This is a genomic window from Herbaspirillum sp. Sphag64 (assembly GCF_014192645.1).
Taxonomy (GTDB): domain Bacteria; phylum Pseudomonadota; class Gammaproteobacteria; order Burkholderiales; family Burkholderiaceae_D; genus Herbaspirillum.
Genome location: NZ_JACHYE010000002.1, coordinates 1 through 24663 on the forward strand (window position 1 = coordinate 1; position 24663 = coordinate 24663).

The 24663-nt window shown below is 55.0% G+C and carries 23 protein-coding genes; 7 read left to right on the forward strand and 16 right to left on the reverse strand.

Translation table 11 applies throughout. The features are described 5' to 3' along the window. The 7 genes from FHW66_RS04995 to FHW66_RS05025 all read right to left on the reverse strand — a co-directional run. A partial coding sequence (locus tag FHW66_RS04995) for a phage late control D family protein (protein ID WP_183378674.1) occupies window positions 1–650 on the reverse strand: 650 nt, incomplete at its 3' end. A 139-nt stretch (window positions 651–789) separates the two neighbouring features. Next, entirely contained in the window at window positions 790–1458 is a 669-nt protein-coding gene (locus FHW66_RS05000) for an SOS response-associated peptidase (protein WP_183378675.1), read from the reverse strand. Between the two features lie 72 nt (window positions 1459–1530). Then, on the reverse strand, window positions 1531–2631 hold the full coding sequence (locus FHW66_RS05005) for an LLM class flavin-dependent oxidoreductase (RefSeq protein ID WP_183378676.1): 1101 nt from the start codon (window positions 2629–2631) through the stop codon (window positions 1531–1533). A 23-nt stretch (window positions 2632–2654) separates the two neighbouring features. Beyond that, window positions 2655–3683 (reverse strand): NrtA/SsuA/CpmA family ABC transporter substrate-binding protein, encoded by a 1029-nt coding sequence (locus tag FHW66_RS05010; protein WP_183378677.1) that lies wholly within the window; start codon window positions 3681–3683, stop codon window positions 2655–2657. Between the two features lie 109 nt (window positions 3684–3792). Continuing rightward, entirely contained in the window at window positions 3793–4530 is a 738-nt protein-coding gene (locus FHW66_RS05015; protein ID WP_183378678.1) for an ABC transporter ATP-binding protein, read from the reverse strand. Further along, window positions 4530–5447 carry an ABC transporter permease subunit gene (locus FHW66_RS05020; RefSeq protein ID WP_183378679.1) on the reverse strand — a complete coding sequence of 306 codons (918 nt, stop codon included), beginning with the start codon at window positions 5445–5447 and terminating at the stop codon, window positions 4530–4532. Before FHW66_RS05020 ends, FHW66_RS05015 begins: the two co-directional genes overlap by 1 nt. Before the next feature lie 283 nt (window positions 5448–5730). Continuing rightward, window positions 5731–6066, reverse strand: a complete 336-nt coding sequence (locus tag FHW66_RS05025) for a hypothetical protein (RefSeq protein WP_183378680.1) — start codon at window positions 6064–6066, stop codon at window positions 5731–5733. Window positions 6067–6539: 473 nt separating this feature from the next. On the opposite strand from FHW66_RS05025, the gene FHW66_RS05030 reads away from it, so the two are divergent. From FHW66_RS05030 to FHW66_RS05040, 3 genes are all read left to right on the forward strand, one after another. Continuing rightward, window positions 6540–7067, forward strand: coding sequence for a DUF3304 domain-containing protein (locus FHW66_RS05030; protein ID WP_183378681.1), 528 nt, complete (start codon window positions 6540–6542; stop codon window positions 7065–7067). Further along, a complete protein-coding gene (locus tag FHW66_RS05035; RefSeq protein WP_183378682.1) occupies window positions 7067–7561 on the forward strand; it encodes a DUF3304 domain-containing protein in 495 nt (164 codons plus the stop codon). The genes FHW66_RS05030 and FHW66_RS05035 overlap by 1 nt, the downstream gene beginning before the upstream one ends. A gap of 140 nt (window positions 7562–7701) precedes the next feature. Then, window positions 7702–9621, forward strand: a complete 1920-nt coding sequence (locus FHW66_RS05040; RefSeq protein ID WP_255458830.1) for a DUF2235 domain-containing protein — start codon at window positions 7702–7704, stop codon at window positions 9619–9621. Window positions 9622–9959: 338 nt separating this feature from the next. Here the strand turns inward: FHW66_RS05040 and FHW66_RS05045 are convergent, their stop codons facing one another. Further along, on the reverse strand, window positions 9960–10907 hold the full coding sequence (locus FHW66_RS05045; RefSeq protein ID WP_183378683.1) for a TauD/TfdA family dioxygenase: 948 nt from the start codon (window positions 10905–10907) through the stop codon (window positions 9960–9962). Between the two features lie 404 nt (window positions 10908–11311). Between FHW66_RS05045 and FHW66_RS05050 the strand changes: the two genes are divergently transcribed. Beyond that, window positions 11312–12475 carry a GGDEF domain-containing protein gene (locus tag FHW66_RS05050; RefSeq protein WP_183378684.1) on the forward strand — a complete coding sequence of 388 codons (1164 nt, stop codon included), beginning with the start codon at window positions 11312–11314 and terminating at the stop codon, window positions 12473–12475. 24 nt (window positions 12476–12499) lie between these two features. Here FHW66_RS05050 and FHW66_RS05055 read toward each other — a convergent pair whose 3' ends face one another. Together FHW66_RS05055 and FHW66_RS05060 are read right to left on the reverse strand one after the other, a co-directional pair. Next, window positions 12500–13618: a S9 family peptidase gene (locus tag FHW66_RS05055; RefSeq protein ID WP_183378685.1), complete on the reverse strand. Its 1119-nt coding sequence runs from the start codon at window positions 13616–13618 to the stop codon at window positions 12500–12502. 56 nt (window positions 13619–13674) lie between these two features. Further along, window positions 13675–15510, reverse strand: coding sequence for a methyl-accepting chemotaxis protein (locus tag FHW66_RS05060; protein ID WP_183378686.1), 1836 nt, complete (start codon window positions 15508–15510; stop codon window positions 13675–13677). Between the two features lie 365 nt (window positions 15511–15875). Between FHW66_RS05060 and FHW66_RS05065 the strand changes: the two genes are divergently transcribed. Then, entirely contained in the window at window positions 15876–16460 is a 585-nt protein-coding gene (locus FHW66_RS05065; protein WP_183378687.1) for a hypothetical protein, read from the forward strand. A gap of 15 nt (window positions 16461–16475) precedes the next feature. Continuing rightward, a complete protein-coding gene (locus tag FHW66_RS05070) occupies window positions 16476–17540 on the forward strand; it encodes a S9 family peptidase (protein ID WP_183378688.1) in 1065 nt (354 codons plus the stop codon). Window positions 17541–17574: 34 nt separating this feature from the next. On the opposite strand, the gene FHW66_RS05075 is transcribed toward FHW66_RS05070, so the two are convergent. From FHW66_RS05075 to metE, 5 genes are all read right to left on the reverse strand, one after another. Further along, window positions 17575–18522: a 3-hydroxyacyl-CoA dehydrogenase NAD-binding domain-containing protein gene (locus tag FHW66_RS05075; protein WP_183378689.1), complete on the reverse strand. Its 948-nt coding sequence runs from the start codon at window positions 18520–18522 to the stop codon at window positions 17575–17577. A 46-nt stretch (window positions 18523–18568) separates the two neighbouring features. Next, complete coding sequence (locus FHW66_RS05080) at window positions 18569–19210, reverse strand: alanyl-tRNA editing protein (protein ID WP_183378690.1); 642 nt, start codon at window positions 19208–19210, stop codon at window positions 18569–18571. 40 nt (window positions 19211–19250) lie between these two features. After that, window positions 19251–19658, reverse strand: coding sequence for a tRNA(fMet)-specific endonuclease VapC (gene vapC, locus FHW66_RS05085; protein WP_183378691.1), 408 nt, complete (start codon window positions 19656–19658; stop codon window positions 19251–19253). Continuing rightward, window positions 19658–19888, reverse strand: a complete 231-nt coding sequence (gene vapB, locus FHW66_RS05090) for a type II toxin-antitoxin system VapB family antitoxin (RefSeq protein ID WP_183378692.1) — start codon at window positions 19886–19888, stop codon at window positions 19658–19660. The genes vapC and vapB overlap by 1 nt, the downstream gene beginning before the upstream one ends. 176 nt (window positions 19889–20064) lie before the next feature. After that, the gene (gene metE / locus FHW66_RS05095; protein WP_183378693.1) at window positions 20065–22356 is read right to left on the reverse strand and encodes a 5-methyltetrahydropteroyltriglutamate--homocysteine S-methyltransferase; all 2292 of its coding nucleotides are present in this window, start codon (window positions 22354–22356) and stop codon (window positions 20065–20067) included. 114 nt (window positions 22357–22470) lie between these two features. Between metE and FHW66_RS05100 the strand changes: the two genes are divergently transcribed. After that, complete coding sequence (locus FHW66_RS05100; RefSeq protein ID WP_183378694.1) at window positions 22471–23367, forward strand: LysR family transcriptional regulator; 897 nt, start codon at window positions 22471–22473, stop codon at window positions 23365–23367. A gap of 83 nt (window positions 23368–23450) precedes the next feature. Here the strand turns inward: FHW66_RS05100 and pcaF are convergent, their stop codons facing one another. After that, a complete protein-coding gene (gene pcaF / locus FHW66_RS05105) occupies window positions 23451–24653 on the reverse strand; it encodes a 3-oxoadipyl-CoA thiolase (RefSeq protein WP_183378695.1) in 1203 nt (400 codons plus the stop codon). Window positions 24654–24663 lie beyond the last annotated feature (10 nt).

Sequence of the window (24663 nt, forward strand, 5' to 3'; positions counted from 1 at the left end):
CGATACGGCACCTTGAGCTCAGGCTGATAAATGTAGTGATCAATGTCATCCGCAAAGACGATGATGTCGCCCAGCATGCCGGGGATGAAGTAGCTGTAGAGACCTTCCTGCTGCATCAGCAGATGAATGAAATCCCAGTCACTTTGTTGATACTGCAAACGAAACGCATGTTGGGGAAAGCTTCGTCGCGTTCTGAATTTGAAATTATCTCCCGTAAAACCATGCCGACGCAGGATGGTTTCGATGATCTTTGGTGCGGTTTGATGCTGGAATACCCGGCTGGCATGGGTCAGTCGCAATCTTGCCAACGGTGGTTCGATGACGAATTCGTAGCTGTGAAAGTCGTGGGTTTGTTTGAGCTTGTTGAAGTGGGTAATACAACCGGCGAATTCACGTGGCTCGCTTGGACCAGCACCCATGCTGAAACTGGCTTCCTTGCCAAGGTAATCGGCTCGATCCAGTTCCTGAGGATGGGTCAGCGTGATGGTGATCCGGTACGGCTCGCTCAAGGCTTCGACCGCTTCGAAGGAGACGACTGACAAGAATGCTGCGCTAGCCGTGCCGCGCACAGTAACGTGATATTGCTGCTGTCCGGTGATTGATGTAGAAAATTGACCTGCGGCTTGCCGTGCTGATTTCTCGATGGACATCTTGACCGCCTCCATGAAGTTTTTCAATGAAAGCGTGTGATGCTAGAGGTCTTTGATTGCGTTGGGCGATCCTTACCGCAATTAGGTCTTCACTTTCGATTTAGTCCGAGACGCCAGCCTGTCACATCAATTGCCACAGTTACAGCAAACTCCCCTGCACGGATTGGTGACCACCTCTAGGTGCGTGCCATGCCTTCAATTGCCCGGCTGGGTAAAGCCGCAACAGGGAACGGGCCAGTTCCGGATCCCGACAGTTGAGCCAGGCGCTGTAGTCTTCGCGTGGTACGACGACCAGACTGCGCTTTTCATCATCTGGTTTATGGAAGCGTCGCATCAGTGGATCCGTATCGGCATTGATGGTGATCTGGGTGAAGGAGAAGGCTTGACCACCCTCTTCTTCTTCCCATTGCCGCCATAAGCCAGCGACACAAAATGGTGCATCGTCGGCGCTGCCGATGGCCCAGCGCTCGGCTTTACCAGACTCATAATTGGGTTCGTAGAAGCAGGCAGTAGGAATCAGGCAGGTCTGCCCTTGCCGCCAGGCCTTGGCGTAGGAAGGCTTCTGCCCGATCGTTTCGGCGCGCGCATTCATCGTAGTAAAGCGTTTGGCCGCAGGTGGCAAATGGGACTTGGGCACCATGCCATAGGTTGCGACCAGCAGCTCGTTGGTACCGCGCCTGTCACTTCGGATGATTGGTGCCGCATAGTCCTGCCATACCTCTTCCGGCCAGTCCATGGGCACCACTTCGCCAAGGTCCATCAGCGCCAGAATCTCCTCGCGACTCGATGGTTTGTAATTGATACACATTACCTACTCTCCCGTTACATCGGGAGAATTGTACTTGAGCTTCTGCTGCCTATGCTTACTTAACCAGCTTGCTTACGCTGCTTGTTTCTGTTTTTGTTTCAGTCGTTCCGCCACCAATGCGCGCGTCCTTGGCAGCAATTCCCGACCATAGTCGATTGCGTCTTCCAGCGGATCAAAACCGCGAATGAGGAAGTTGGTCACGCCCAGATCGTAGTAATCCAGCAAGGCATCGGCGACCTGCTCCGGCGTGCCGACCAGTGCGGTGGCGTTGTAACGGGCGCCGGTTTCCTTGGCGATTTCAGTCCACAGGCGCTTGTCCACCCGCGCCCCCTTGTCTGCGGCTGCCAGCAGACGACGTGCCCCCTCGCTTTGCTGCGGACCGCCATTGCCGATATGCTTGCCCAGCGACTGTGCACGCAGGCGACGGGTGTCCGCCAGAATCTGCTCGGCGCGGGCCCAGGCAGCTTCCTCGGTATCAGCCAGAATCGGACGAAACGATACCGAGAAAGCAATCTCTCGCCCATGCCGGGCAGCCTCGGCGCGCACCCGTGTAGTCAGCTCACGGACTTGATCCAGCGATTCTCCCCACAGCGCATAAATAGTGGCATGCCGCCCGGCGACCGGGATTGCTGCGTCTGAAGCACCACCAAAAAAGATCGGGATATGAGGCTGCTGAACTGGCTTGACGTCAGAGAAGGCTTGCTCGAAGCGGTAGTAGGTACCTTCGTGGTCAAACGGTTTGTCCTCTGTCCATACCCGCCGCAGGATCTGCAGATATTCGTCCGTGCGTGCATAGCGCTGATCGTGATCAAGATAGTCACCATCGCGGCGCTGTTCGCTGTCAGAGCCACCCGAGATGATATGCACCCCAAGGCGACCACGGCTGTACTGATCCAGCGTGGCTAACTGCCGTGCAGCAAGTGTCGGGGCGACAAAGCCGGGGCGATGGGCCAGCATCAGCGCAATCTTGTCGGTCACCGCGGCGGTCTGGGCAATGGTCAGCACCGCGTCCGGGCCGGTGGAATGGTACGGTACAAGAATCCGGTCAAAGCCAGCTTGCTCATGCGCCTGCGCAAAACGGGTCAGATAATCGTGATCGATTGCGGGACCGCTGGGTGGATGAATTTCCGAGTTCTTGTTCGGGGTGATCATGCCGATAAAGTTGACGCTCATGCTTAACCTTTCAAATCAGTGGATTAGACCTTGACCAGATAATCGGAAATCACGACCTGCTGCGGCAGAATTTTGCGTGCCGAGAGCCAGTCAGCGGCCTTCTGGAAGGTCGCCAGAAACGCGGTATCACTAGTGCCGTGGAACTCCCAGCGGCGCTTGAGCTGGATCAGTGAATCCCGCACGGCATCCGAGTACCCGGCATCCTTTTGCACCAGAATTTCCGCCTCACGCGTGTTTTGGGTAACCCACTGCCCTTCGGCACGGAAAGCCGCATTGACGGCGCGCACGATGTCGAGGTTTTCTTCGGCAAAGCGGCGATGTGTCACGTAAGAGTTGAAGTCGATCAGGAACTCCAGATCGCGCCCTTCAAAGAAGACGTTATGGGCCTTGGCTTCGATACGCGCAATATCCACACCGGGGCTCCACATCGACCAGGCATCGACCTTGCCTTGTGAAAACGCTGGTCCGGCATCCGGTGGATTCAAATAGACAAACTTGACCTTGTTGCGGTCAATGCCGTGCTTCTCCAGTGCCGCCACCAGCAGGAACTCACCGAGCCCAGAGCGATTCACCGCGACTGACTTGCCGACCAGATCGTTGACGCTGTTGATACCTGAGCCATCGCGCGCAATGATCGATGTACTACGCGGTTCAACCACAGCAAACTGGGTGAACACCAAGGGCGACCCGGCCAGCATGGCAGCCAGCGCCGGGGTGGTGCTACCGCCAAAACCGAAGTCGGCACTCCCGCCGGTGACGGCTTGCAACGAGGGGGCATGATTGGGAAACGGGCCAACCCATTGCACCTTGATACCATCCTGCGCGAGCGTCTTTTCGAATACACCACGGCTACGTGCAATGCCGGGCAAGGCACCATAGCCCCAGGACAGACGTACGGTATCGGTGTTACGGGATTTGCCAGTCGCCGCTAAGGCTGCGGACACACCGCCAGCACCAATGGCAACCCCGGCAGCACTGGCTAGCGCCGCCTGTAACAGACCACGTCGGGAAGAAAAGAAGGAAGAAGAAAAACGGGAATTTTGATTAGACATGCAAGGAAAGACAATCAGAAGAATAGTGAAAAGATAGAGCGGTAAGCATTGATCAATGGAGTACCGTCACAGCTCGCTGAAGCAGGCTGAAGGTTGGCCGGATGCGGCCCTATTCGACCGCTTCGACACCGAGTTCGGCCAGCAGATGCTCGCGCAATTGCTGGGCTTCGGGATGCGCCCGGTTACCACCGGCAGCATGCGAGACGGGATAGTCACCCGCAATGGCGCCGGCACGCATGATGAGCACGCGATCTGCCAAGGCAATGGCTTCATCCACATCGTGCGTTACCAGCAACACACCAGGCCGATGGCGGGCTACCAGTTGCCTTACCAGTGCGTGCATACGCAAACGGGTCAAGGCATCGAGCGCGGCAAACGGCTCGTCGAGCAACAACAGCCCCGGTTCACGTACCAATGCACGCGCCAGTGCTACACGTTGCGCCTGACCACCGGACAAGGTACGGGGCCAGTCCTCGCTGCGGTCGCCCAGACCAACTTCGGCCAATGCCGCCAGCGCCAGTGGCTTGCCACGGCGATCATGAAGGCCAAGTGCGACGTTGCGCCAGAGCGACTCCCACGGAATCAGGCGTGATTCCTGAAACACCACCGCAGTCTGTTTCGGGCCTTCAATGCGGCCACCATCAATGGCGTCCAGCCCTGACAAGGCGCGCAGCAACGTAGTTTTACCGCAGCCACTTTCACCCAGCAAGGCAACGAATTCCCCGCGCCGGATCTGCAGATGCAAACCGTTAATGACGGTGCGCTCGCCGTAGCGACGGCGCAGACTGCTCACATTTACGGCCAGACCGTTCTGCTCCTGCTGTACGGACAGAGTGGAAAGGGACATCAGTGACTCCTTGCTGAAAAATTGGGGTGCCAGCGCAGCAGACGGCGCTCAAGGGCACGGGCGATCAGATCAGAGACCACGCCGATACCGGCATAAATAACGATGGTCAGCACGATCACATCGGTACGCAAAAACTCACGCGCATCCATGGCCAGCGCGCCAACGCCGACAGTGGTCGCTATCGTCTCGGCGATCACCAGCGCCAGCCAGGCCACAGCCAGCGCATAGCGCACACCAGCCAGAATCGAAGGCAAGGCCCCCGGAAAAATGATGCGCCGGATCAAGGTCCAGTTGGATAGACCAGTCACGCGCGCCAGTTCGATCAGCTTAGGATCAATCTGCCGAATCCCGAGCACGGTATTGATGTAGATCGGAAATAAGACGCCCAGCGAGACCAGAAATATTTTGCCGCCTTCGTCCACGCCAAACCAGACGATCACCAGCGGCAAGGCCGCCAGAAATGGAATCGCCCGGACCATTTGCACGCTACGGTCGAGCAAGGCTTCGGCAAGGCGCGAGAAACCGACCAGCACCCCCAGACCAAAGCCAATGCTGCCACCGATGATGAAGCCGGCAATGGCGCGCAGCAGGCTGGCGCCGAGGTCACTGATCAGCCGACCTTGCTGGATCAGGTTCCAGGCTGTTGCCAGTACTTTGCTGGGTGCGGGCAAGACTTGAGGCGACAAGGCCCCGAGCCGTGCAAACAGTTCCCATGCCAGTACCAGTAGTACCGGCGCAAGCCAGGACAGCAATACATAGTTGCGAGCACTGAGGACAAGCGGCACGCCTTTGCGCGAAATTGTTGATGAGGAGCGTGATCTGGAAGATTCGCGTGGCAGCGCCACGGCAGCGGCAACAGTAGCAGCAGCGCTCGGCTCCAGCACCGGGGTGGCCAGGCCATTGAGCAGTTCAGACATGAGCGGTTCCTTCCCTTCTACGCAGGTGAATGCTGCGAATCAGAGCATCGTAATCAATGCCTGCGTAAAAAATAAGGAATGTTTTCGCGCTTCGATATCCGGTAAACGACTTTGAAATACTGTGATGAATTCATCTACACCATCAGCATCAGGAAATCCTGATCAACACTGCACCGCGCGCTGAATTCGGAAAAGCACGCGCTATCCACTAGCGGTGCCTTCGCTTCTATGGGAGAGTCAGCCCCTTTAGCGTTACTGTTATAGGAGGCTCCTTGAGCGTCAATCAATCATTCCACAACTTGTTCAGACAGGCGATGTGCTCGTCGGACCTATCGCGCAATAAAGTCGCTGCTGCCAATGACAGCCGATACAGGTTGGCGCTATCGGATTTCCCAATCGATGGCGCGGCCTCCGGCTCAGGATCGCTGTCCTGATTCATTTCACTGACCAAATCACGCGCATAAATAATTTGCATGCAGGAGGTAATACCTGCACTGATGTCGCGGGTGAGTTCAATGAAGCTGGCGAATTTTTCCTCACGACCGGGGCCGTGAATCCAGCGAAAATCTTCGTGGGTTGGAGGGATGGGGTTTTCATTGGGCGTGCAATTGCAAGGCATGGTGTCCTCCTTTGGTAGCGTGAATCCGCTCCCTGCTGTCAAACAGGGTGGGCGGCAAATGAGTGGGTTGACAGACCGGTTACCAAAGACTCCGGCAGGCCGAAGCCTCCCTCCCATCGCCGCCCAAAGAAGGCACAGCAATAGTTCGCACGAAAAAAAACCGCATGGCGCGGTCTGTGCGCTTTGGTAAACCGAGCTGTCAAACTCGCGCCCCGTCTTTTTCCGGGGCAGACAAAGTATCAACTTTTTGCAGGGGGAGCGTCAAGGGCTTTTACAGAGTGCTTAATTACGCGCCAATACTTGCTCAAACAAAGAATATGCAGACCTCCCAGGCGGCAGGAACAATGCGCTCGGATTAATTCGAATTTGACTGCCTATTTAGCGCAGGCATCCCAAATCTCCCGAAAAAGCCTCTAGCATCACGAACTTTCAATGCCGTCATCACGACGGTCATCAACGGAGGAATCGTCATCATGCGTGTACCAATTTTTAATGCTGAAATACATTTCAGGACCAAAAAAATATTATTGATATTGAGCTTTGTTACTTTATCTGCCTGCAATACAACTACACCAACATCGGATGCGAACGGCATAAAAAATCCGCATATATATGTCCCGGAATCATACGTATCAATCTCCTGTGTATCGCACGATGGTGCACCTTATATTTCCGACTTCTCTATCGAAGAGCCAATCGCCAGCGGACCACTGGGAGGAAAATTCGCTCATAGCCCAGGTTGTGGGGGATTAATCGCGGCAGGCTATGCGCTACCAAAAAAATGGACTCCCGGTATGAAGGTAAGAGTGCGCTGGAAGCCGGATAGCAGAGAATGGATAGAGAAAACGACGAACATCATGAAATATGACAGGGTCGGAAATATTTATGTCCATTTTTTTGAACATGACCAAGTCAGAGTTGTGGCTGCAAATTCCAACGGCGCAAGTCCTCATCATCCTATCTTGTCAAATGTCACGTCCGCTCCACCGGAGGAACAGTAATGATAACTAAAAAAATATTGTTAATTTTGAGCTTTACCACCTTAACCGCCTGCAACACAACCACACCAATATCAGATGCGAATGACGCAAAAAATCCGTATGTGTATACACCGGAAATATACGTATCAATTTCTTGTGTAGCGCACGAAGGTGCACCTTATATTTCCGGATACTCCATCGAAGAGCCAATTCCAAGCGGAATATTGGGCGGAAAATTCGCTCATGGCCCGGGGTGTGGGGGACAAATTGCGGCAGGCTATGCGGTACCAGAAAAATGGCATCCGGGGATGAAAGTAAGAGTCCGTTGGAAACCGAATGGCAGGCAATGGATAGAGAAGACCACCAATATTCTTCGTTATGAGCAAGCAGACAAAATTTTTGTACACATTTTCGCGGACGATCAAGTAAGAGTCGTGTCATCTATTTACTATCCAGAAAGTAAATATCATCCAATTCTAAAGAGCAGTACTGTTCCACCTCCGGAGGAAGAGTAATGATGAGCACAAAAATTCATTTTCCGCCGCTGACGATTGCGGATAACACTGCACAAGAAATGTCGACAACGAAGCAGGAAGAAAGAGCATTAGCAGACTTACTGAGAGAACCACCCGTCTATAAAGCAAATGGCCAAAAAATGCCTTCGTGTCAATCGATGGTCAGGATTGGTTTGTTCTTTGACGGCACCAATAACAATCGTGATCGCGACGAACCTCTCAAGGGACATACCAATATCGTCAAATTGTTCAAGGCACATAAAGACGTTGATGAAAGAAAATTTCTTGGCGATCTCGATAGCTTTCGTTTCTACATTCCGGGTGTTGGTACACGCTTTCCCGAAAATCAGGAATGGAGCGAAACACAGGATGGCAAAGCCATGGGAAAAGGAGGGCAAGCACGCATTTTGTATGGAATATTATGTGTCTATGATGCTGTCTATCGTGCGTTTAACGAAGGATCTCCTCTTTATGACAAAAAGCAAATCACCGCCAAACTCAAAAGCTACACCCGCGACGTCGAACACAACTACGACAAGGAGTACCCCGAACAAGTCCGCCGACAACAGTGGTTCACACAACTACGCGATGAACTCAACGACCGGCTGCAAACAGCCCGTGATCTGATCCGGCAGCCGCACATCCCCCTCATTCGTGTCGCCGTCTTCGGCTTTTCTCGCGGTGCAATTCAGGCACGCAGTTTCTGCTATTGGCTCGATGCCGCATTAGGTGGCAAGAACACATTGGCTGGCATGCCGATTGAAATCAATTTTCTTGGTTTGTTTGACTCCGTCGCTTCAGTCGGTCTCGCCCACTCTGCAGCAAAAACCACGCCTCTATTCTTCGCGGATGGTCACTTCAGCTGGGCAGCCGAAACGCTCAAACCATTGCCATCATTGGTCAAGCAAACCGTGCATTACATTGCCGCGCATGAGCAACGGATGAACTTCCCGATCACTCGGGTGAAGGGTCAGAATGTGGTGGAAGTACCCTACCCTGGTGTCCATTCTGATGTCGGTGGTGGTTATTGCCCCGGCACGCAGGGTCGTGGCATGCGTATGGACCAGATGATCTGTCAGGTGCCGCTGTTGCATATGCATAAGGCGGCACGTCTGGCGGGTGTGCCGTTGGTGACTTATCGCCAGATGCCTCCCGATCTGCAAGCCGACTACGCGCTCAGCCCCGAATTGGCGACCAACTGGAATGCCTATATGGCGGCAGGTGATTTTACCGGCACCTATGAAGATCAGAGACGTGAACATATGCGCCTGTACTACCGCTTCCGTTACCGCTGGATCGGTCGCATGGCGCAACTGCCTGCTTGCCAGCGCGCCACCCGTCAGGAACAGCAGGACATGATCAGTTACGACTGGTTGTTCAAAGGCGATATGCAGCTATTGACAGAACGTGCCAACGGCGGTCGCCCGTGGCAGCGGGATGATGGTAATCAGATCATCGCCCTGCATGCGGTAGGCAATGAACATCTCGCCAATCAATTACAGTTGCTGCGTGCAGATCTACGCGCCACGCCGGATGATTGGGAAATGATGGTGCTGCATGAATTTGAACATCAAAAGGGGCGACTAAGACCGGAAGAAATCGCTTTGCTGGAGGAACAGGTACACGATTCGCTGGCAGGCTTTTATCTGGCTGGTTACCAAACCGCCCAAGAGAAAGCCGAGCAGCTGCGGGAATGGCAAAGCGCACCACCATCGCCCAATGAGCGCTACCGGTATCAGGCGTGGCAGAATTTCCAGAGAGCCAAGGCTGCCAATCCAGCGCTGCAAGACGTGTTGGATAGCAAGGCTGCAGCCGCCAAACAGGTGCAAAGTGCGCGGGTTACAGGTCGCATGGATCAGGTAGATTTCTATCAGCGTCGCATCGTCTTCACCGACGAAGAAGCCAACCTGCTGACCCAGGATGCCCATGGCCAGCCGATCTTCCCACTACTTAAAGACAGCGACGCCAGGGAATTGCGCAGTAGCCTGATTACCACGCAAACCATGACGCTACGCGAAGGTGGTGGTTATCTGGTGCCACGGCATGCGTTTTCGCCGTAAGCCTCTGCGCGACAAATGAGCAGCATCGTCGAAAAAACGATACAGTGACTTGAAGGGAGAGGAAAATATTTGTCGCCACCAACACCGACATGTGAGGAGATTCTGCCAGCCCAGTGCTATCTGCAAAGTGGCCAGCCGGTGAATCTGCTCACATGTCGACGCTAGATTGAGACCAGATCGACATGAGGATGTCATTGAGGGAGGGGCAACGACATCCTGTTTATTCCGAGGGCAAGAGGAATGAAGAAACTATACCGACATTGCCTCATGCACTCCAATAATCATTTCAAGCAAGCTTGCATGTTTTTTTCATAACAAGCGCCCGCTCACAGCCGTGCTCACTCAACGCTATGGGCCAGCACCGGCTCACCTTCGATACTTACCGACGATTTTCCATCGGGACCAACCGGCACATCTCCGACCAGCGTAATGCGGTAGAGCTGGCGATCAAAGTCACTGTCATAGAAATCCACTGGTGCCAGGTGGGCTGTGGAGCGGTTATCCCAGAATGCCAGCGAACCTTCCTGCCACTTGAAGCGCACCGTGTATTCCGGACGCACGACATGTTCAAACAGCAGCGTCAGCAATTGCTCGCTCTCACGCGGGTGCAGACCGACGATATTTTTGAGGAAGGATGGGCTCACATACAGCGCCCGTTCGCCGGTTTCAGGATGGACCCGTACCAGCGGATGATGACTGACCAGTGGTCGCGCAGCGACCTTGCTGACAAACTCCTGCTTACCGCGATTACCCTCGGGCGGCGTAAAGCGATGCTCGCCTTGCAACGTATCGACAAAGCTGCGCAACGTGGGTGACAAGCCGTGATACGCGGCGACCAGATTGGTCCATTGCGTATCGCCACCATACGGCGGCACCACGACACCACGCAGAATTGATGCGGCAGGTGGATTGACTGCAGCCGTGACATCGGTATGCCAGCCGGTCCAGGGACGCACTAGTCGCGGTCCTTCAAAACGATTCGGCAACCGATCGCGGCCGACCGAATAAACCTCAGGGTGGCCCGGCACATAACCAAATACCGGATGCCCCAGCGTCAGCTCACCAAACTGCTTGCCGAAGGCAACCTGTTGCGCATGGCTCAGATGCTGGTCGCGAAAGAAGATAACCTTCCACTGCAACAAGGCAGCACGCACTTCAGCAACCACCGCCGGCAACAATGGCTGGGTCAGATCAACACCGCTTATTTCGGCACCGATATGCAAGCTCAGCGGTTGCACGTTGATGTGTTCATAAGTCGGAACGGGTGGGTTCACAAGGGCATTCATCTCATCTCCTGGCGGCGGCCGGCAATTTGCCGGCCATAACGGGGTAGCACTAAAAAAATGAGTATAAAAATGACGACTGACAACGTCCAAGAACGATTTCAAATAACTTTAGAATGCTTTTAGCTGACGATAGTCGCTGCTGGTAACCGTCGTGGCATCAGTTTCCCGATAGCATTGATTCTGTCGTTTGCTGCACCCTACAAGTTGAAGGGCGACACGAAAGCGTGCATCTGCATCATGCTTGAATGGCAGCAACATCTGGTTTGCCACCCGCCACGCCAGCATGTACTACGAAGTAGGTTTGTGTCAGACTATTTCTCCGGGAATGGAGCATGAATCGACGTTACGCATTTTGCCTATAAATTTTGCGATAACTGAAGCTTGCATAGAACCAGGAGACCACGATGTCTTATGAGACCGTGCATACGATTGGCTATACGTCTTACTTTATATTGGCGTTGCTGTTCCTCTGGATGGGTCAGATTCCGAGAACCAACTCTGGCTCCGGATGGTGGGCGCTGGCGTTGTCTTTTTCGCTGCTGGCGCGATTGAGTCTGTATCTGCTATTACCCGATGGTGACCGGCCCGTGGCAACAACGGTCTATGCGCTGATCAACGTCGTGGAAAAGCCGTTTCTGCTGACTGGCCTGGCACGGTTCCTGAATGTGCCTTTCAGAATGCGCCCCTGGTGGATTGCATTGGCGGTCACCGAACTCTGGATCATGTTCGCCTGGCAGACCAATTTACCTCCGCTGGTATGCATGGCAGGCTATTCGCTCTTCAATGCGGGTGCCATGTTCGCGATGGCCCGGTTAGCCTGGCAAGCTCGCACTGAACTACCGCGCTGGCCACTGCGCGTGACCGCAATAGCCAGCTTGCTAATGGGCCTGCATTGGTTGTCTTCATCAGTAGCGATTCACGCCTTCCCCAGCTGGTTCAGAAACGGATTCATGCTGGGAACCGTTTTGATGACGGTGCAATATCTATCCTTGCTGATCGCGGTACTGACCCTGTTTCAGATGCGCTTACTGGAAGCCGAGGCAAAAGCACTGGATATGGCATTGCTTGATCCGTTGACCGGACTCAACAACAAACGCTATATGAGCCGCCTGTTTGACCATGCCCTGCTTCTCGCAACCCGACCCCACCATCTGGTGGCCGTGTTCTTTATTGACCTCGACAACTTCAAGCAGATCAATGACACCGCCGGTCATGCCGCCGGTGATGAAGTACTCAAGGTGGTCGCCAGCCGCCTGCGTAGCAGTACTCGCAGCACCGATATCTGTGCCCGCATTGGTGGCGATGAGTTCATCGTCATCGGCACACAGCTCGACAACGAAGCACAAGCCTGTGAAGTCGCCAATAAACTACTGAGCCAGTTACGCGACGAGATCCCCTTCAACGGCCATAGCCATGCGGTCGGTGCCAGTATTGGCGTGAGCCTGTTCCCGCGCGATGGTACTGACCTGGCGGCATTGATTGCGCGCGCCGATGAAGCCATGTATGGCATCAAAAACAACGGTAAAGGCGGGTTCAAACTCTATCAGCAGGAGGCAGCGGCATCTTGAAGAGTTTACGCTTGGCATCAGCCGCTAAGGCGCGCGCCCGTCGATTGAAACAATGCTGCAGCCATCGCAGCCTTCAAGCGCCTGCTTGATCGCCACTTCCGTGTTGGGACTCTTACTCACCCATTTCCAGTTCAGCGCCGGTGACATGGCAAAGGCCTTATGGTCACCAGCATCCAGATAATCCAGAAAACCGCTTTTGCTCTTCGGATTCATGTGCGGAGGGTAAATGACGCCAGCGTCGTCATCGAAGGCAATCAGGCCATCCTGCAGTTTCAGGTCATGTGCAGCGAGGAAGGCATCGACGTCATGCAACCAGAGCGACATGAACGCGCGTCCGAACAGTGAGTGACCATCACTGTTCCAGGCGGCGTCTTCCACAAATTGCGCCTGACCTCCGGCACCGTTGAACCCCTTGAACAACTGATGTACCAATGTCGGATTGAAGTGACTGTCGTTGACCGAATAAATCCACAGCATCGGTATGCGGGAAGTATGCCCCAGATGGGTAAAGGCTTCGATCAAGGCCTCTTCGTTGTGCACGACGAATCCCGTGCCAGAAGGCAGGTAAGAAGCCTGCCCTCCGGCGAGATTGACGGCTGCCACCAAACCCGGCGGAGGATCGGCGCTCAGTCCAAGGGTTGCAAACCCACCGGCCGAAACGCCAACACTGAGCACTCGCGTCGGATCAACATAGGGCTGCTCAGCCATCAGGTGGATGACTTCACGGATATCAGTCGCACCGGAGCGCGCTACCCGCTCATACTCGGCGGCGGTGTATTGGTGTACGCCTTCGGCAAAGCGCCCTTCCGACTTGCCATAACCACGACGGGAGAAGGCAATCGCAACCCATCCCCGACGGGCAAACTCGACTGCCAGTGCACGCATTTCACGCGGCGATGTCTGCTTCAGTGCGTGACCGTCAAGGCCGTGGTTGAGCACCACCAGGGGATGACGCCGATTGTCATCGGGACGAATCACGAGGGCATCGAGATGCGCCACATAGCTACCCTGTTGCCCCTCAAACGTTGCTGGCAACATCAACTGCTCGGTGACCAGACTGCCAGGCACGACCGGATTAGCGGCACAGGATGCCAATAACAACAGGACAACTACCGGAACAAGGCGCCAGATAGATAGTGTCATTTTGAGCGTGAAATCATGAAGAAAGCTAATAATAAGCCATCAACCCTTCACTACAATCACATCATCAACTCTCTGCCACTACTGACCGACTCACTGAGCTTGAAGGTATTGACCGCGGTTGCCAGACGTACCGCCTGTTCCTGCAGCGACTGCGCACCGGCGGCGGCTTCTTCGACCAGCGCGGCGTTGCGCTGGGTCACTTCATCCATCTGACCAATGGCGGCGTTGGTTTCATTGATGCCGCGGCTCTGTTCCTGGCTGGCAACCGAAATCTCCGCTACGACCTCGGTCACGCGCTTGATGCTGCTGACGACTTCCTGCATGGTCGTGCCTGCATTTTCAACCAGTTCACCACCCTGTTTGACCTGATTGACCGAGTCGTCAATGAGTGACTTGATTTCCTTGGCCGCAGTCGCCGAGCGCTGCGCCAGACTGCGCACTTCACTGGCGACAACGGCAAAGCCTCGGCCCTGCTCACCGGCACGTGCCGCTTCAACAGCGGCGTTGAGCGCCAGAATATTGGTCTGGAAGGCAATCCCGTCAATCACTGAAATGATATCGACGATCTTGTGCGAGGACGCGTTGATCGCACCCATCGTATCAATCACCTGCGACACCATGGTGCCACCTTCGGCCGCAATCTGTGATGCGGCCAGTGCCAGCTGATTGGCTTGCTGGGCATTCTCGGCATTGTGTTTAACGCCTTCGGTCAGTTGCTCCATGGCAGAGGCGGTCTCTTCCAGTGAGCTGGCCTGTGCCTCGGTGCGGGAAGACAAATCACTGTTGCCAACCGCGATCTCACGTGATGCTTCCTTGATAACTTCGCTGGACTTGCGGATATCCAGCAACACCAGCGCGATCTTGTCGACAAAACGGTTAAACGCTACGGCAATCTGCGACAGCTCATCCGTACCACTGGCATCAAGACGACGGGTCAGGTCACCATCACCACTGGCGATTTCACCGAGCGCATTGCGAATCAAGGCCAGCCGTTCGAGTGCCTTGGCAATGGAAAAGCTCAGCAAAGCCGACACCACCAACGTCACCAGCAATGCGGTCAGGGCGGAGGAACGCAAGATGGCGGTCAGCGGCTGCATCGCATCCTGACGATCCAAGGCTACCACCAGAAGCCAGTCGGTGCCGTCAATTTTGGCGACCTGCAACAGATCTTCACGGCCATTCAGGCGTACCAGCTTGCTCTCATGCGAGGCTTCGATATCGGCCAGTGTCTGTGCTGACAGGCTGGCGTCGAGCTCACCGATCGGCTTGAGTGCGAGCTGGGTGTTGGGATGCGCAATGATCTTGCCACTGCTGTCGGCGAGGAAGGCGTAACTGTTGGGGGTCGGTTTGATCGTCAGCACCGTACCAACAACTGACTCCAGCAAGACATCTGCTGCGGCCACAGCAGTGGTGGCTCCATTGTTATTGATTGCCTCGGCAAAGGTCACCGTCAGCTTGCCGGTACTGGCACTGCTATAGGGTGCAGTCACAATCGGGCCACTGGCCTGTGCCGCCTTGGTATACCAGGGACGCTTGGTAGGATCGTAATCAGGAGCACGGGTTCGTTGCTCGGAAAATACCGAATGCTTGTCGGCATAACCGATATAAGCCATATCAAATCCACCAGCCTGTTGCGCGGCTTTGGCTGCCGGTAATGGATCAGCCGCATCAGCAGCCTGCTTGAGCGAGGCTACTACTTTCTTGTTAGCAAGTACCCAACCCGCCAGGGTGGCAGCATGGCTACTGGAGAGGTCATGCATCTGCTGATCCAGCGAGGTCAGCATGCGCGAGCGTGCGGTCAGAAAATTGGCCGCTGTAATGGCCAGCATGGACAGCACCACAGCCGTGACGCAGACGGCAATCAGACGCCGACGCAATGTTGAGAAAATCATGATTCCACCCCTGAATAAGCAATAAAGCCCGAACTTCAACTTGTCACAAAACCGGCAAGGCTAACAAGGTTTAATGACATACGTATGTGTATTTTTGTAAATTTTTCATGCTGTTTATGCATAACAGTATGTGGCAAACAGCATAATACGAATCGCCGGAAACAAGCGGTACGACAGACTGCAGTGACATATTCGTGCAACAGTTGCGCTACATTTTTGCGGATCTTTTTTTGTTGCCCAATACACAAGAATAAGACGCCTCACCGATACAAAGTAAAAGAGAATCCCGTGAGTTTAACCATTCGATGATCGCCACCAACCCACGTCGAACAATGAAGGTAAAAAAGACGCTGCTGACAGCATGCATGACTGGATGTGTTTTTTTCGCTGCGCTAACGGGTGTGCGAGCACAGGAAGTGAAAGCAGCCGATGTCATTCAGGACAATCCGGCGCAGGTAAATCAATCTACCCCCTGGGTCGTGTCCACCATCAATGAGCAGACTATCAGTGACAGCAAACCAGTCACACTCAAGATCGCCTTGCATCTGCCGCCGGCGGAAATTGCCGTCAAAAGTGTTCTACTCAATATCTCTGCGTTTGTGCACCCGGAAATCACGGGTGACGATGCCAGCTTCCTGTCAAAGTCACGCCACCCCTGGATACGCAATGCAGACTATCTGAATCAGCAAGGCATTGTGTTCGGACAAGTCGACACCTCCAGCGATGCCAATGAACGGGTCGGCATCCAGCGTCCTGCAGAACTGAAGCGAGATATTGTCCAGGCGATCAAGCTGATGCAAGCCAAATTCCCCCAGCTCCCCATTGATGTCGGCATTTTCGGACAAGGCGCAGTCGCGATTCTGGACGCGTTGAAGCAGGTTGATGGTGTACGCAAGGTGATTGCTGTCAGTGGCAGTTACCTGCCAGCACGTACCGCTAACTGGAGCTAGCTAGGTGGCTCGGTATTGTTGATTCAAGCGCCGAGCTCGGGCTGCATCGGCGCACCGTTTCTGGACGCACAGTTCGTAGCACAGAAAAACAACTTTAAACTGGTCAAAGCCGGATTCCAGCAGCAGGAAACCACCGTCCAATGTTCCATGACATCGCAAGCGGGGTTGTGGGGTATCAATAAGGCGTTCATGGAATTGGTCACAAAATGGGTCAATAATCAGGATATTCCAGCTGTCATCGGCTATCCGGATCCGTCTATTGCGTGGCATGAAGAAATTGTGCATTACACCGCGCCAGGTCCGTTGGGTAATGTCGATCTGGAGATGACCCTGCTTTTCCCCAAGGTGAACGGCCCTGTACCTGTGGTGCTATATGCGCATGGAGATATCGAATTCAATGCACCGGAGATTCAATACAAGCAGCGCTACCGCGACATGATTGTCGCATTGGAATTTCTGCATCAGGGTATTGCCGTGGCATTTCCCTCACGCCATGGTGTAGGGCTTTCGGAGGGTGTCTACAAGCTCGGTTATGTATCCGACGCCGACCCAGCCTATATCCCCAGAATACATGCCAACGATATGTACCCTGCACTGAAATATCTGCAAAATCGCCCAGAAATTGATCCACATCGCGTGATTCTGGTGGGCCAGTCTGCCGGCGGATACAGCACCATGTACATGGCAAGTCAAAGCCCGGATGGTGTCATTGGCGCCATCAATTTTTCAGGGGGAAGATCAGACAGTTACGCAAACGAATCACCGCACTATCTCAATCGCATGTTAATCGACAGCTTTGGTGAACTGGGCAAGACAACGTATATCCCGTCCTTGTGGATCTACGCTGAAAATGATAGTCGCTTTACGCCTACTACCATCCAGCGCTCCTACGAAGCCTTCGTCGCTGCAGGTGCCAAGTCGCGTCTGTTGCTATTGCCACCAACACCTGGTGATGGCCACTATGTCTACCACTTGCCCGACTTGTGGCGACCCGCCTTGCTGCAGTATTTGCAGGAAATTGGCGTCGCCAAAGCGACAGCGAGTGAAGTTGCGGCACAAGGAAATGCGCCAGCTCAGTGAATCATTGGCATCACACGCATCGCGAGACGATGCCTTACAGCCCGGAAGATTTTTCCTTCAACGCTAGCAAAGAAAGCAGTACATCGTCCCGCTCCGCCTGCACCGCCACGATATCGCGCGCACCCAGTTCCTCTTGTACGCCTTGCGCCAGTTGAGTGATCAGTTCATGGTCGATAGTGACGTCGCCCAGATCCTTCCACCAGGAGTCAATCGGCGGACCAAGGTGCTCCAGCATGTGCGCAATCCCACCGGTACCGCCGGACAATTCAAGATTCATGAAGGGACCCAGCAGCGCCCAGCGCAAGCCAGGGCCCGAAGCGATGGCAGTATCCAGATCACTGACCGAGACCACCCCTTCCTTGACCAGATAAAACGCTTCGCGCCAGAGCGCTGCCTGCAACCGGTTGGCGACATGCCCTTTGACTTCTTTGCGGATGTGGATGGCGCGCTTGCCGATCGAATTGTAAAAATCCATTGCGCGCGAAATGGCATCCTCTGAAGTCAGTCGCCCGCCAATCACTTCGACCAGCGGGATCAGATGCGGTGGATTGAACGGGTGACCTAACAGCACGCGCTCAGGGCGCTTTGCCGCATCCTGAATGTCGCTGATGACGATGCCCGATGAACTGGTGGCAATCAACGCATCTGGTGGGGCGAAGGCGTCAATCTCGGCAATCAGGGCGCGCTTGATATCGTGGCGTTCCGGGCCATTCTCCTGTACCAGATAAGCACCGGCAACCGTTTCCGCCACTGACTGGTAAAAACGCAGACGATCACGGGATGCGCCCTCCTTCAAACCCATGCGTTCTAACGCTGGCCAAAACCGGTCAACCAGCGTGCGCAATTGGCGTTCAGCACCTTCGGCAGGATCGGTTGCGGCAACATCGAAGCCGTGCGCGAGGAAATATGCCACCCAGCTGGCGCCGATCACACCGACACCGACTACCGCGATCTTTCTCTTTTCATTTGTCTCCACCATCATCGCTCTCAATTTTGTTGTCAGAAATTGTATTTATTTTCAATAACGCTTAGTCGGCGAGATAGATTTCCACACGTTCCTTGCCCTTGCCGATGTTCTCACGTTTCAGGCGGAGCGGGCCAATCTCTCCGGTGCGACTGACATGCGTGCCACCGCAGGGCACGCGCGACAAGCCGGCAATTTCCCAATAGCGGCGCTCATTGGCTTCATCGTCAAAGCCTTTGATGATGTCGAGGTTAGCGGCAATGATCGCATTAGCTTCCTCTGCTAATGCGGGCAACAGCGGTGCAATGCTCTGCGGCCAGAGGAAGTCGATTCTGGCCTTGTTTTGTGCGATGTGCGCGCCGACTTTATCGATACCCTGATGTTGCTTGTAGAACAGCTCCAGCACAAGTTCTGCTGCAAAATGCAAACGCATCAGGCGATGGCGTCTGTCCCAGTCGATTTCGATGGTGACGGCTTGTCCAAGTGTCAATCCATGTTCAGGTGGCAGCGTATAGATGAGCTCCAGCCCGTCTCTTCGGGCAGTGATGACAGGAATGCCGTTGATACTGCCGTGGTCACTTTCCTGTCCACCGGAGAAGGCGAAGAAAATCGTCTCGTCGACGGTAATATCGGCGCCATTGACTGTGGTGATGCGGCTCTCATGCCTGCTCCGGTAGGGGGCAGTCCAGAAGATTTTTTTAGTCATTGCTTGTATCAATCTACATGTCGCGAAACAGCCGCATTGTTCAGGCAGAGGGAACCCAATCTTCAACGCGCAAGCCGGGAACTCTTTCAAACTCCCGTCGATTGTTAGTCACAACAATCAAACCCTGGCTACGTGCATGACCTGCAATCATGGCATCGTATGCTCCAATGGTTTTGCCCTGCTTTGACAGCTCGGCACGAAGTTGGCCAGTGTGTTCTGATGCTTTGAAGTCGTAGCTCAGTACATCCAATCGCGCGGCAAACCCTTCAATAATCGCCAAATTTCGCTCGGGAAACGCTGATTTTTCCGCACCATAGATCAGCTCCATCAAGGTCACCGTACTGATGCACATCTGCCCTTGATGACGTTCAAAATGATTGCGAACTTCCTGTGGCTTGTTCTTGCAGGTAAAAATGCAGATATTGGTATCGAGCATGTACTTGTGCATCAAAATGCCTCGCGCTCTTGTGCCTCCGGCTGATTGCGCTCGTGCATGAAATCGTCGCTGACGCCTGGGCCATCAAACCAACTCGCCCATCCTTCACCAGCGGGTGTCAACAAGCGCGTGCGTCCAATAGCGATGACATCAACCCGGGTCACGTCTTCAGGTAGCGCGACCGATTTGGGCAGGCGCACAGCCTGGCTGCGGTTACTCTTGAATACAGATGCCTGTTCCATGAAAATTGCCTCGGAGAAATAGTGGTGGGGCGTGGCAGATAGTGCTACTCCATTTTAGCCAGACGAAGGGATATGTCAATGGGATATACGCACTGCCTCTCGGGAATGTTATGCAATCAATGCAAAAAAGCCCGGAGCAAGCTCCGGGCAATCCCTTCCCTACTACCTTCCCACCATCAAGCTGCCGCGCGCAAGGTCCGGGCAGCGGCCACCATATTATGCAAGGCCGGAATCACCTCGGCCCATTGGCGAGTCTTCAGTCCGCAATCGGGGTTCACCCACAGCCGCTCGGCGGGAATCCGTTCAGCGGCTTTTTGCATCAGTTGCACAATGTGTTCCTGCGTCGGAATATTGGGCGAGTGAATGTCGTAGACGCCGGGCCCGATCTCGTTGGGATAGTTGAAGTGGTCAAAGGCGTCCAGCAACTCCATGTCCGAGCGCGAGGTTTCGATCGTGATGACGTCGGCATCCATGTCGGCAATCGAGGCGATGATGTCGTTGAACTCCGAATAACACATGTGGGTGTGAATCTGGGTTTCATCGGCGACGCCATTGGCGGTAATGCGGAACGATTCGACCGCCCAGTTCAGATATTCCTTCCATTGCGACTTACGCAGCGGCAGTCCTTCACGCAGCGCCGCCTCGTCAATCTGGATAACGCGTACGCCGGCCTTTTCGAGATCCTGTACTTCTTCGCGGATCGCCAGCGCCAGCTGTTTGCAGGAGACCGAACGCGGTTGATCATCGCGAACAAAGGACCAGTTGAGGATGGTAACCGGGCCAGTCAGCATGCCTTTCATGGGCTTGCTGGTCAGTGACTGGGCGTAGGTGATCCAATCGACCGTCATCGCAGCGGGACGACTGATGTCACCAAACAGGATTGGCGGTTTGACACAGCGCGAGCCATACGACTGGACCCAGCCGAACTGGCTAAAAGCATAGCCCTGCAATTGCTCGCCAAAATATTCAACCATGTCATTGCGCTCGGCTTCGCCGTGTACCAGCACATCCAATCCCAGCGCTTCCTGCTCGCGGACGCTGCGTTCAATTTCTGCGCGCATGGCTTGCTGGTAACCAGTGATATCGAGACGTCCGGCCTTGAACTCGCTGCGGGCGTGACGGATTTCCGCTGTTTGCGGGAAGGAGCCGATGGTCGTCGTCGGATACGCTGGCAATTTCAACAAAGCAGCTTGTTTAGCCGCGCGTTGCTGGTAGTTGCTGTGACGCTGCCCATGCTTGGCATTGATGTTGGCAATCGCGCTCTGTACCGCCCGGTTGTTGACGCGTGGCGAGCCTCGACGTGCACTCAAGGCCGCCTGATTGGCGGCCAGTTCAGTCTTGACGGCATCAGCCCCTTCGCGCAGGGCACGGCCGAGCAGTCGGAGTTCATCGAGCTTTTGCAAGGCAAAGGCCAGCCAGGATCTGGTTTCTTCATCCAGCTTTTGCTCGCTGTTGAGATCAACCGGGACATGCAGCAATGAGCACGATGGTGCAATCCAGAGCCGTTCACCAAGGCGTCTTGCGATCGGGGTCAGCCATTGCAGTGCGGCGTTGAGGTCGGTCTTCCAGATATTGCGGCCATTGATGACGCCTAGCGAGATGATCGTTTGGGCCGGCAACAAGTCGAGCAGTGGCTGTACATCATGGCGGCCATTGATGGCGTCGATGTGGACACCGGCGACCGGCAATTGCGCCAGCAGTGCACGGTTTTCAAGTAGCTGACCAAAATAGGTCGCAAGCAGCAACTTGACACCGCTGTCTTTGAGCGCTGCGTAGGCAGTGCGAAAAGCCTGTTGCCAGCTGGCGTCGAGCTCAGTGACCAGAATAGGTTCGTCAATCTGAACCCACTCCACACCCTGTGCCGCCAGATCGGCGAGCAATTGTGCGTAGACCGGGAGCAAACGCGGCAGCAAGGCCAGCTTGTCCGAGTCATCTTTGGCCTTGCCCAATGCCAGATAGGTCACCGGGCCGATGATGACGGGCTTGGTGTTTACCGAGTGGGCCCTGGCTTCTGCCAGTTGTGCCAGCAGGCGCGTATTGTCGAGCGTGAAGGTGCTTGCTGCCGTGAACTCCGGGACGATGTAGTGGTAATTGGTGTCGAACCATTTGGTCATTTCGCCGGCCGCTACACCATCGCAGCAGGCGCTGTGATCATCGCTGCCATGGGCCGAGCGGCCACGGGCAACGCGGAAGTAATTATCCAGCGCATCGCCATGGAAACCGCGCACACGCTCGGGTAAGTTCCCTAATGTGAAGCTCATGTCGAGCACCTGATCGTAGAACGCGAAGTCGCCCACCGGCACCAGATCAAGACCGGCCTGATTGTTCCAGTGGCGTTGACGTAACGCAGCACCAGTCTGTTTGAGTGCATCGCGTGAAGTTTCACTCCTCCAGTAAGACTCCAGCGCAAACTTGAGTTCGCGCTTGGCGCCGATACGGGGAAAGCCGAGGTTGTGAATGGTGGTCATGGTCCGCTCCTTACAGTGAAATCATCAAGAATGAGCGGATGGTAGAGGTCACAATCCATGAAGTAAAATGGTATTATTTCAATTATCCATGAATTTTACTCATTAACAATCACTATGCTGGAACGTATCCATCTCGCCGTTGTACAGGAAGTCGAAAAGCAAGGCTCGCTGACCGGTGCCGCCAATGTGCTGTGCGTGACGCAATCGGCACTGAGCCACAGCATGAAGAAGCTGGAGCAGCAACTGGGCACCGCCATCTGGCTGCGTGAAGGCCGTAACCTGCGTTTGACGCAGGCCGGGCAATATCTACTGGCGGTGGCAAACCGCGTGCTGCCGCAATTGACGCTGGCCGAAGACAAACTACGCCAGTTTGCCCAGGGTGAGCGTGGTACGTTGCGTATTGGCATGGAGTGCCATCCCTGTTACCAATGGTTGCTGAAGATTGTGTCGCCGTATCTGGCGGCTTGCCCGGACGTGGATGTGGATGTAAAGCAGAAATTTCAGTTCGGCGGCATCGGCGCCTTGTTTGCGTATGAGATCGACTTGCTGGTTACACCCGATCCGCTGTTTAAACCAGGCCTGCACTTTGAACCTGTGTTCGATTATGAGCAGGTGCTGGTGGTAGCGCGTGACCATGCGCTGGCGCAGGAGCGCTTTGTGAAGCCACAGCAATTGTCGCGAGAGGTACTGATCACCTATCCGGTGGCGATCGACCGGCTGGATATTTATAATCTGTTTCTGATGCCAGCCGGTATTACTCCCAAGCGCCATAAAACCATTGAGACCACCGACATCATGCTGCAGATGGTGGCCAGCGGTCGTGGTGTTGCGGCGCTGCCGCGCTGGTTGGCGGAGGAATACGCTGACAAAATTGACGTGGTGCCGTTGCGGCTGGGTCGTGACGGTATCGCCAAACAGATTTTTCTGGGTGTGCGTGAAGCCGATCTGGACATTGACTATCTGCGCACCTTTATCGAGATGGCGCGCAAGCCCGCAGTGGCGAGGCCGTAATCAATCTATCGTCATGCCGCTACTGACACCACTGGTGCCAGTAGCACCTTCCCTGCCGATATAACCGGGAAGCATACCCGCTATCAGACCCGTTCAATCACGATTGCAATGCCTTGACCGACACCGATGCACATCGTGCACAGTGCGTAGCGACCGCCAGTGCGATGCAGCTGATACATGGCCGTGGTGACCAGGCGCGCGCCACTCATGCCCAGAGGATGGCCGAGCGCAATCGCGCCGCCATTGGGGTTCACCCGCGCATCGTCGTCTGCCACACCGAGGCCACGCAAGACAGCCAGACCTTGTGCGGCAAAGGCTTCATTGAGCTCGATCACATCCATTTGTTCCATCGTCATGCCCAGTTGCTTGAGCAGCTTTTGGGTTGCCGGTACCGGGCCGATGCCCATCACGCGTGGCGCCACGCCAGCGGTGGCCATACCAACGATGCGCGCGCGTGGCGTCAAGCCATATTGTTTTGCTGCCTCGGCATTGGCCAGCAACAAGGCACAGGCACCATCATTGACGCCGGAGGCGTTGCCGGCAGTAATACTGCCGTCGGCACGCACCACGGCTTTGAGCTTGGCCAGCGCTTCCAGGCTGGTGGCACGGGGATGTTCGTCCTGTGTGACCGTGATGGGCTCGCCCTTCTTTTGCGGCACGATCACTGGTGTGATTTCCTGCGCCAGCGTCCCGTTGGCTTGTGCAGTAGCGGCTTTGGCCTGACTGGCAACGGCGAACTTATCCTGATCGAGTCGGCTGATATGGTAGTCGTCGGCGACGTTTTCCGCAGTTTCAGGCATCGCATCAACACCATACTGAGCTTTCATCTGCGGGTTGATGAAGCGCCACCCGATCGTGGTGTCCTGCAAGCCTGCGACGCGGGAGAAGGCGCTGTCAGCCTTGCCCATCACAAATGGGGCGCGGGTCATGGATTCGACCCCACCGGCAATCATCAGGCGCGCTTCGCCAGCCTTGATGGCACGGGCGGCGGTGCCAACGGCATCCATCCCGGAGCCACACAGGCGGTTAATCGTGCTGCCTGGCACGGACTGCGGCAAGCCAGCCAACAGCGACGACATGCGAGCGACGTTGCGATTGTCTTCGCCAGCCTGATTGGCACAGCCGTAGATGACATCGTCGACGGCAGTCCAGTCGACGTCAGGGTTACGCTGGATCAGCGCGCGCAGGGGGACGGCACCGAGGTCGTCGGCACGTACGTCCTTGAGCGCGCCACCGTAGCGGCCAATGGGAGTGCGGATAGCATCACAGATAAAGACTTCGTTCATGGCATTCTCT

Excerpts from the sequence above, each read along its gene's own strand:
- FHW66_RS05080 (WP_183378690.1), bottom strand. The coding sequence starts at position 19,210 with ATGACTAAAAAAATCTTCTGGACTGCCCCCTACCGGAGCAGGCATGAG.
- FHW66_RS05060 (WP_183378686.1), bottom strand. The coding sequence starts at position 15,510 with ATGATTTTCTCAACATTGCGTCGGCGTCTGATTGCCGTCTGCGTCACG.
- FHW66_RS05055 (WP_183378685.1), bottom strand. The coding sequence starts at position 13,618 with ATGACACTATCTATCTGGCGCCTTGTTCCGGTAGTTGTCCTGTTGTTA.
- FHW66_RS05030 (WP_183378681.1), top strand. The coding sequence starts at position 6,540 with ATGCGTGTACCAATTTTTAATGCTGAAATACATTTCAGGACCAAAAAA.
- FHW66_RS05035 (WP_183378682.1), top strand. The coding sequence starts at position 7,067 with ATGATAACTAAAAAAATATTGTTAATTTTGAGCTTTACCACCTTAACC.
- pcaF (WP_183378695.1), bottom strand. The coding sequence starts at position 24,653 with ATGAACGAAGTCTTTATCTGTGATGCTATCCGCACTCCCATTGGCCGC.
- FHW66_RS05065 (WP_183378687.1), top strand. The coding sequence starts at position 15,876 with ATGACTGGATGTGTTTTTTTCGCTGCGCTAACGGGTGTGCGAGCACAG.
- FHW66_RS05010 (WP_183378677.1), bottom strand. The coding sequence starts at position 3,683 with ATGTCTAATCAAAATTCCCGTTTTTCTTCTTCCTTCTTTTCTTCCCGA.
- FHW66_RS05050 (WP_183378684.1), top strand. The coding sequence starts at position 11,312 with ATGTCTTATGAGACCGTGCATACGATTGGCTATACGTCTTACTTTATA.
- vapC (WP_183378691.1), bottom strand. The coding sequence starts at position 19,658 with ATGCACAAGTACATGCTCGATACCAATATCTGCATTTTTACCTGCAAG.
- FHW66_RS05025 (WP_183378680.1), bottom strand. The coding sequence starts at position 6,066 with ATGCCTTGCAATTGCACGCCCAATGAAAACCCCATCCCTCCAACCCAC.
- FHW66_RS05015 (WP_183378678.1), bottom strand. The coding sequence starts at position 4,530 with ATGTCCCTTTCCACTCTGTCCGTACAGCAGGAGCAGAACGGTCTGGCC.
- FHW66_RS05100 (WP_183378694.1), top strand. The coding sequence starts at position 22,471 with ATGCTGGAACGTATCCATCTCGCCGTTGTACAGGAAGTCGAAAAGCAA.
- FHW66_RS05020 (WP_183378679.1), bottom strand. The coding sequence starts at position 5,447 with ATGTCTGAACTGCTCAATGGCCTGGCCACCCCGGTGCTGGAGCCGAGC.
- FHW66_RS05040 (WP_255458830.1), top strand. The coding sequence starts at position 7,702 with ATGCCTTCGTGTCAATCGATGGTCAGGATTGGTTTGTTCTTTGACGGC.
- FHW66_RS05005 (WP_183378676.1), bottom strand. The coding sequence starts at position 2,631 with ATGAGCGTCAACTTTATCGGCATGATCACCCCGAACAAGAACTCGGAA.
- vapB (WP_183378692.1), bottom strand. The coding sequence starts at position 19,888 with ATGGAACAGGCATCTGTATTCAAGAGTAACCGCAGCCAGGCTGTGCGC.
- FHW66_RS05000 (WP_183378675.1), bottom strand. The coding sequence starts at position 1,458 with ATGTGTATCAATTACAAACCATCGAGTCGCGAGGAGATTCTGGCGCTG.
- metE (WP_183378693.1), bottom strand. The coding sequence starts at position 22,356 with ATGACCACCATTCACAACCTCGGCTTTCCCCGTATCGGCGCCAAGCGC.
- FHW66_RS05045 (WP_183378683.1), bottom strand. The coding sequence starts at position 10,907 with ATGAATGCCCTTGTGAACCCACCCGTTCCGACTTATGAACACATCAAC.
- FHW66_RS05075 (WP_183378689.1), bottom strand. The coding sequence starts at position 18,522 with ATGATGGTGGAGACAAATGAAAAGAGAAAGATCGCGGTAGTCGGTGTC.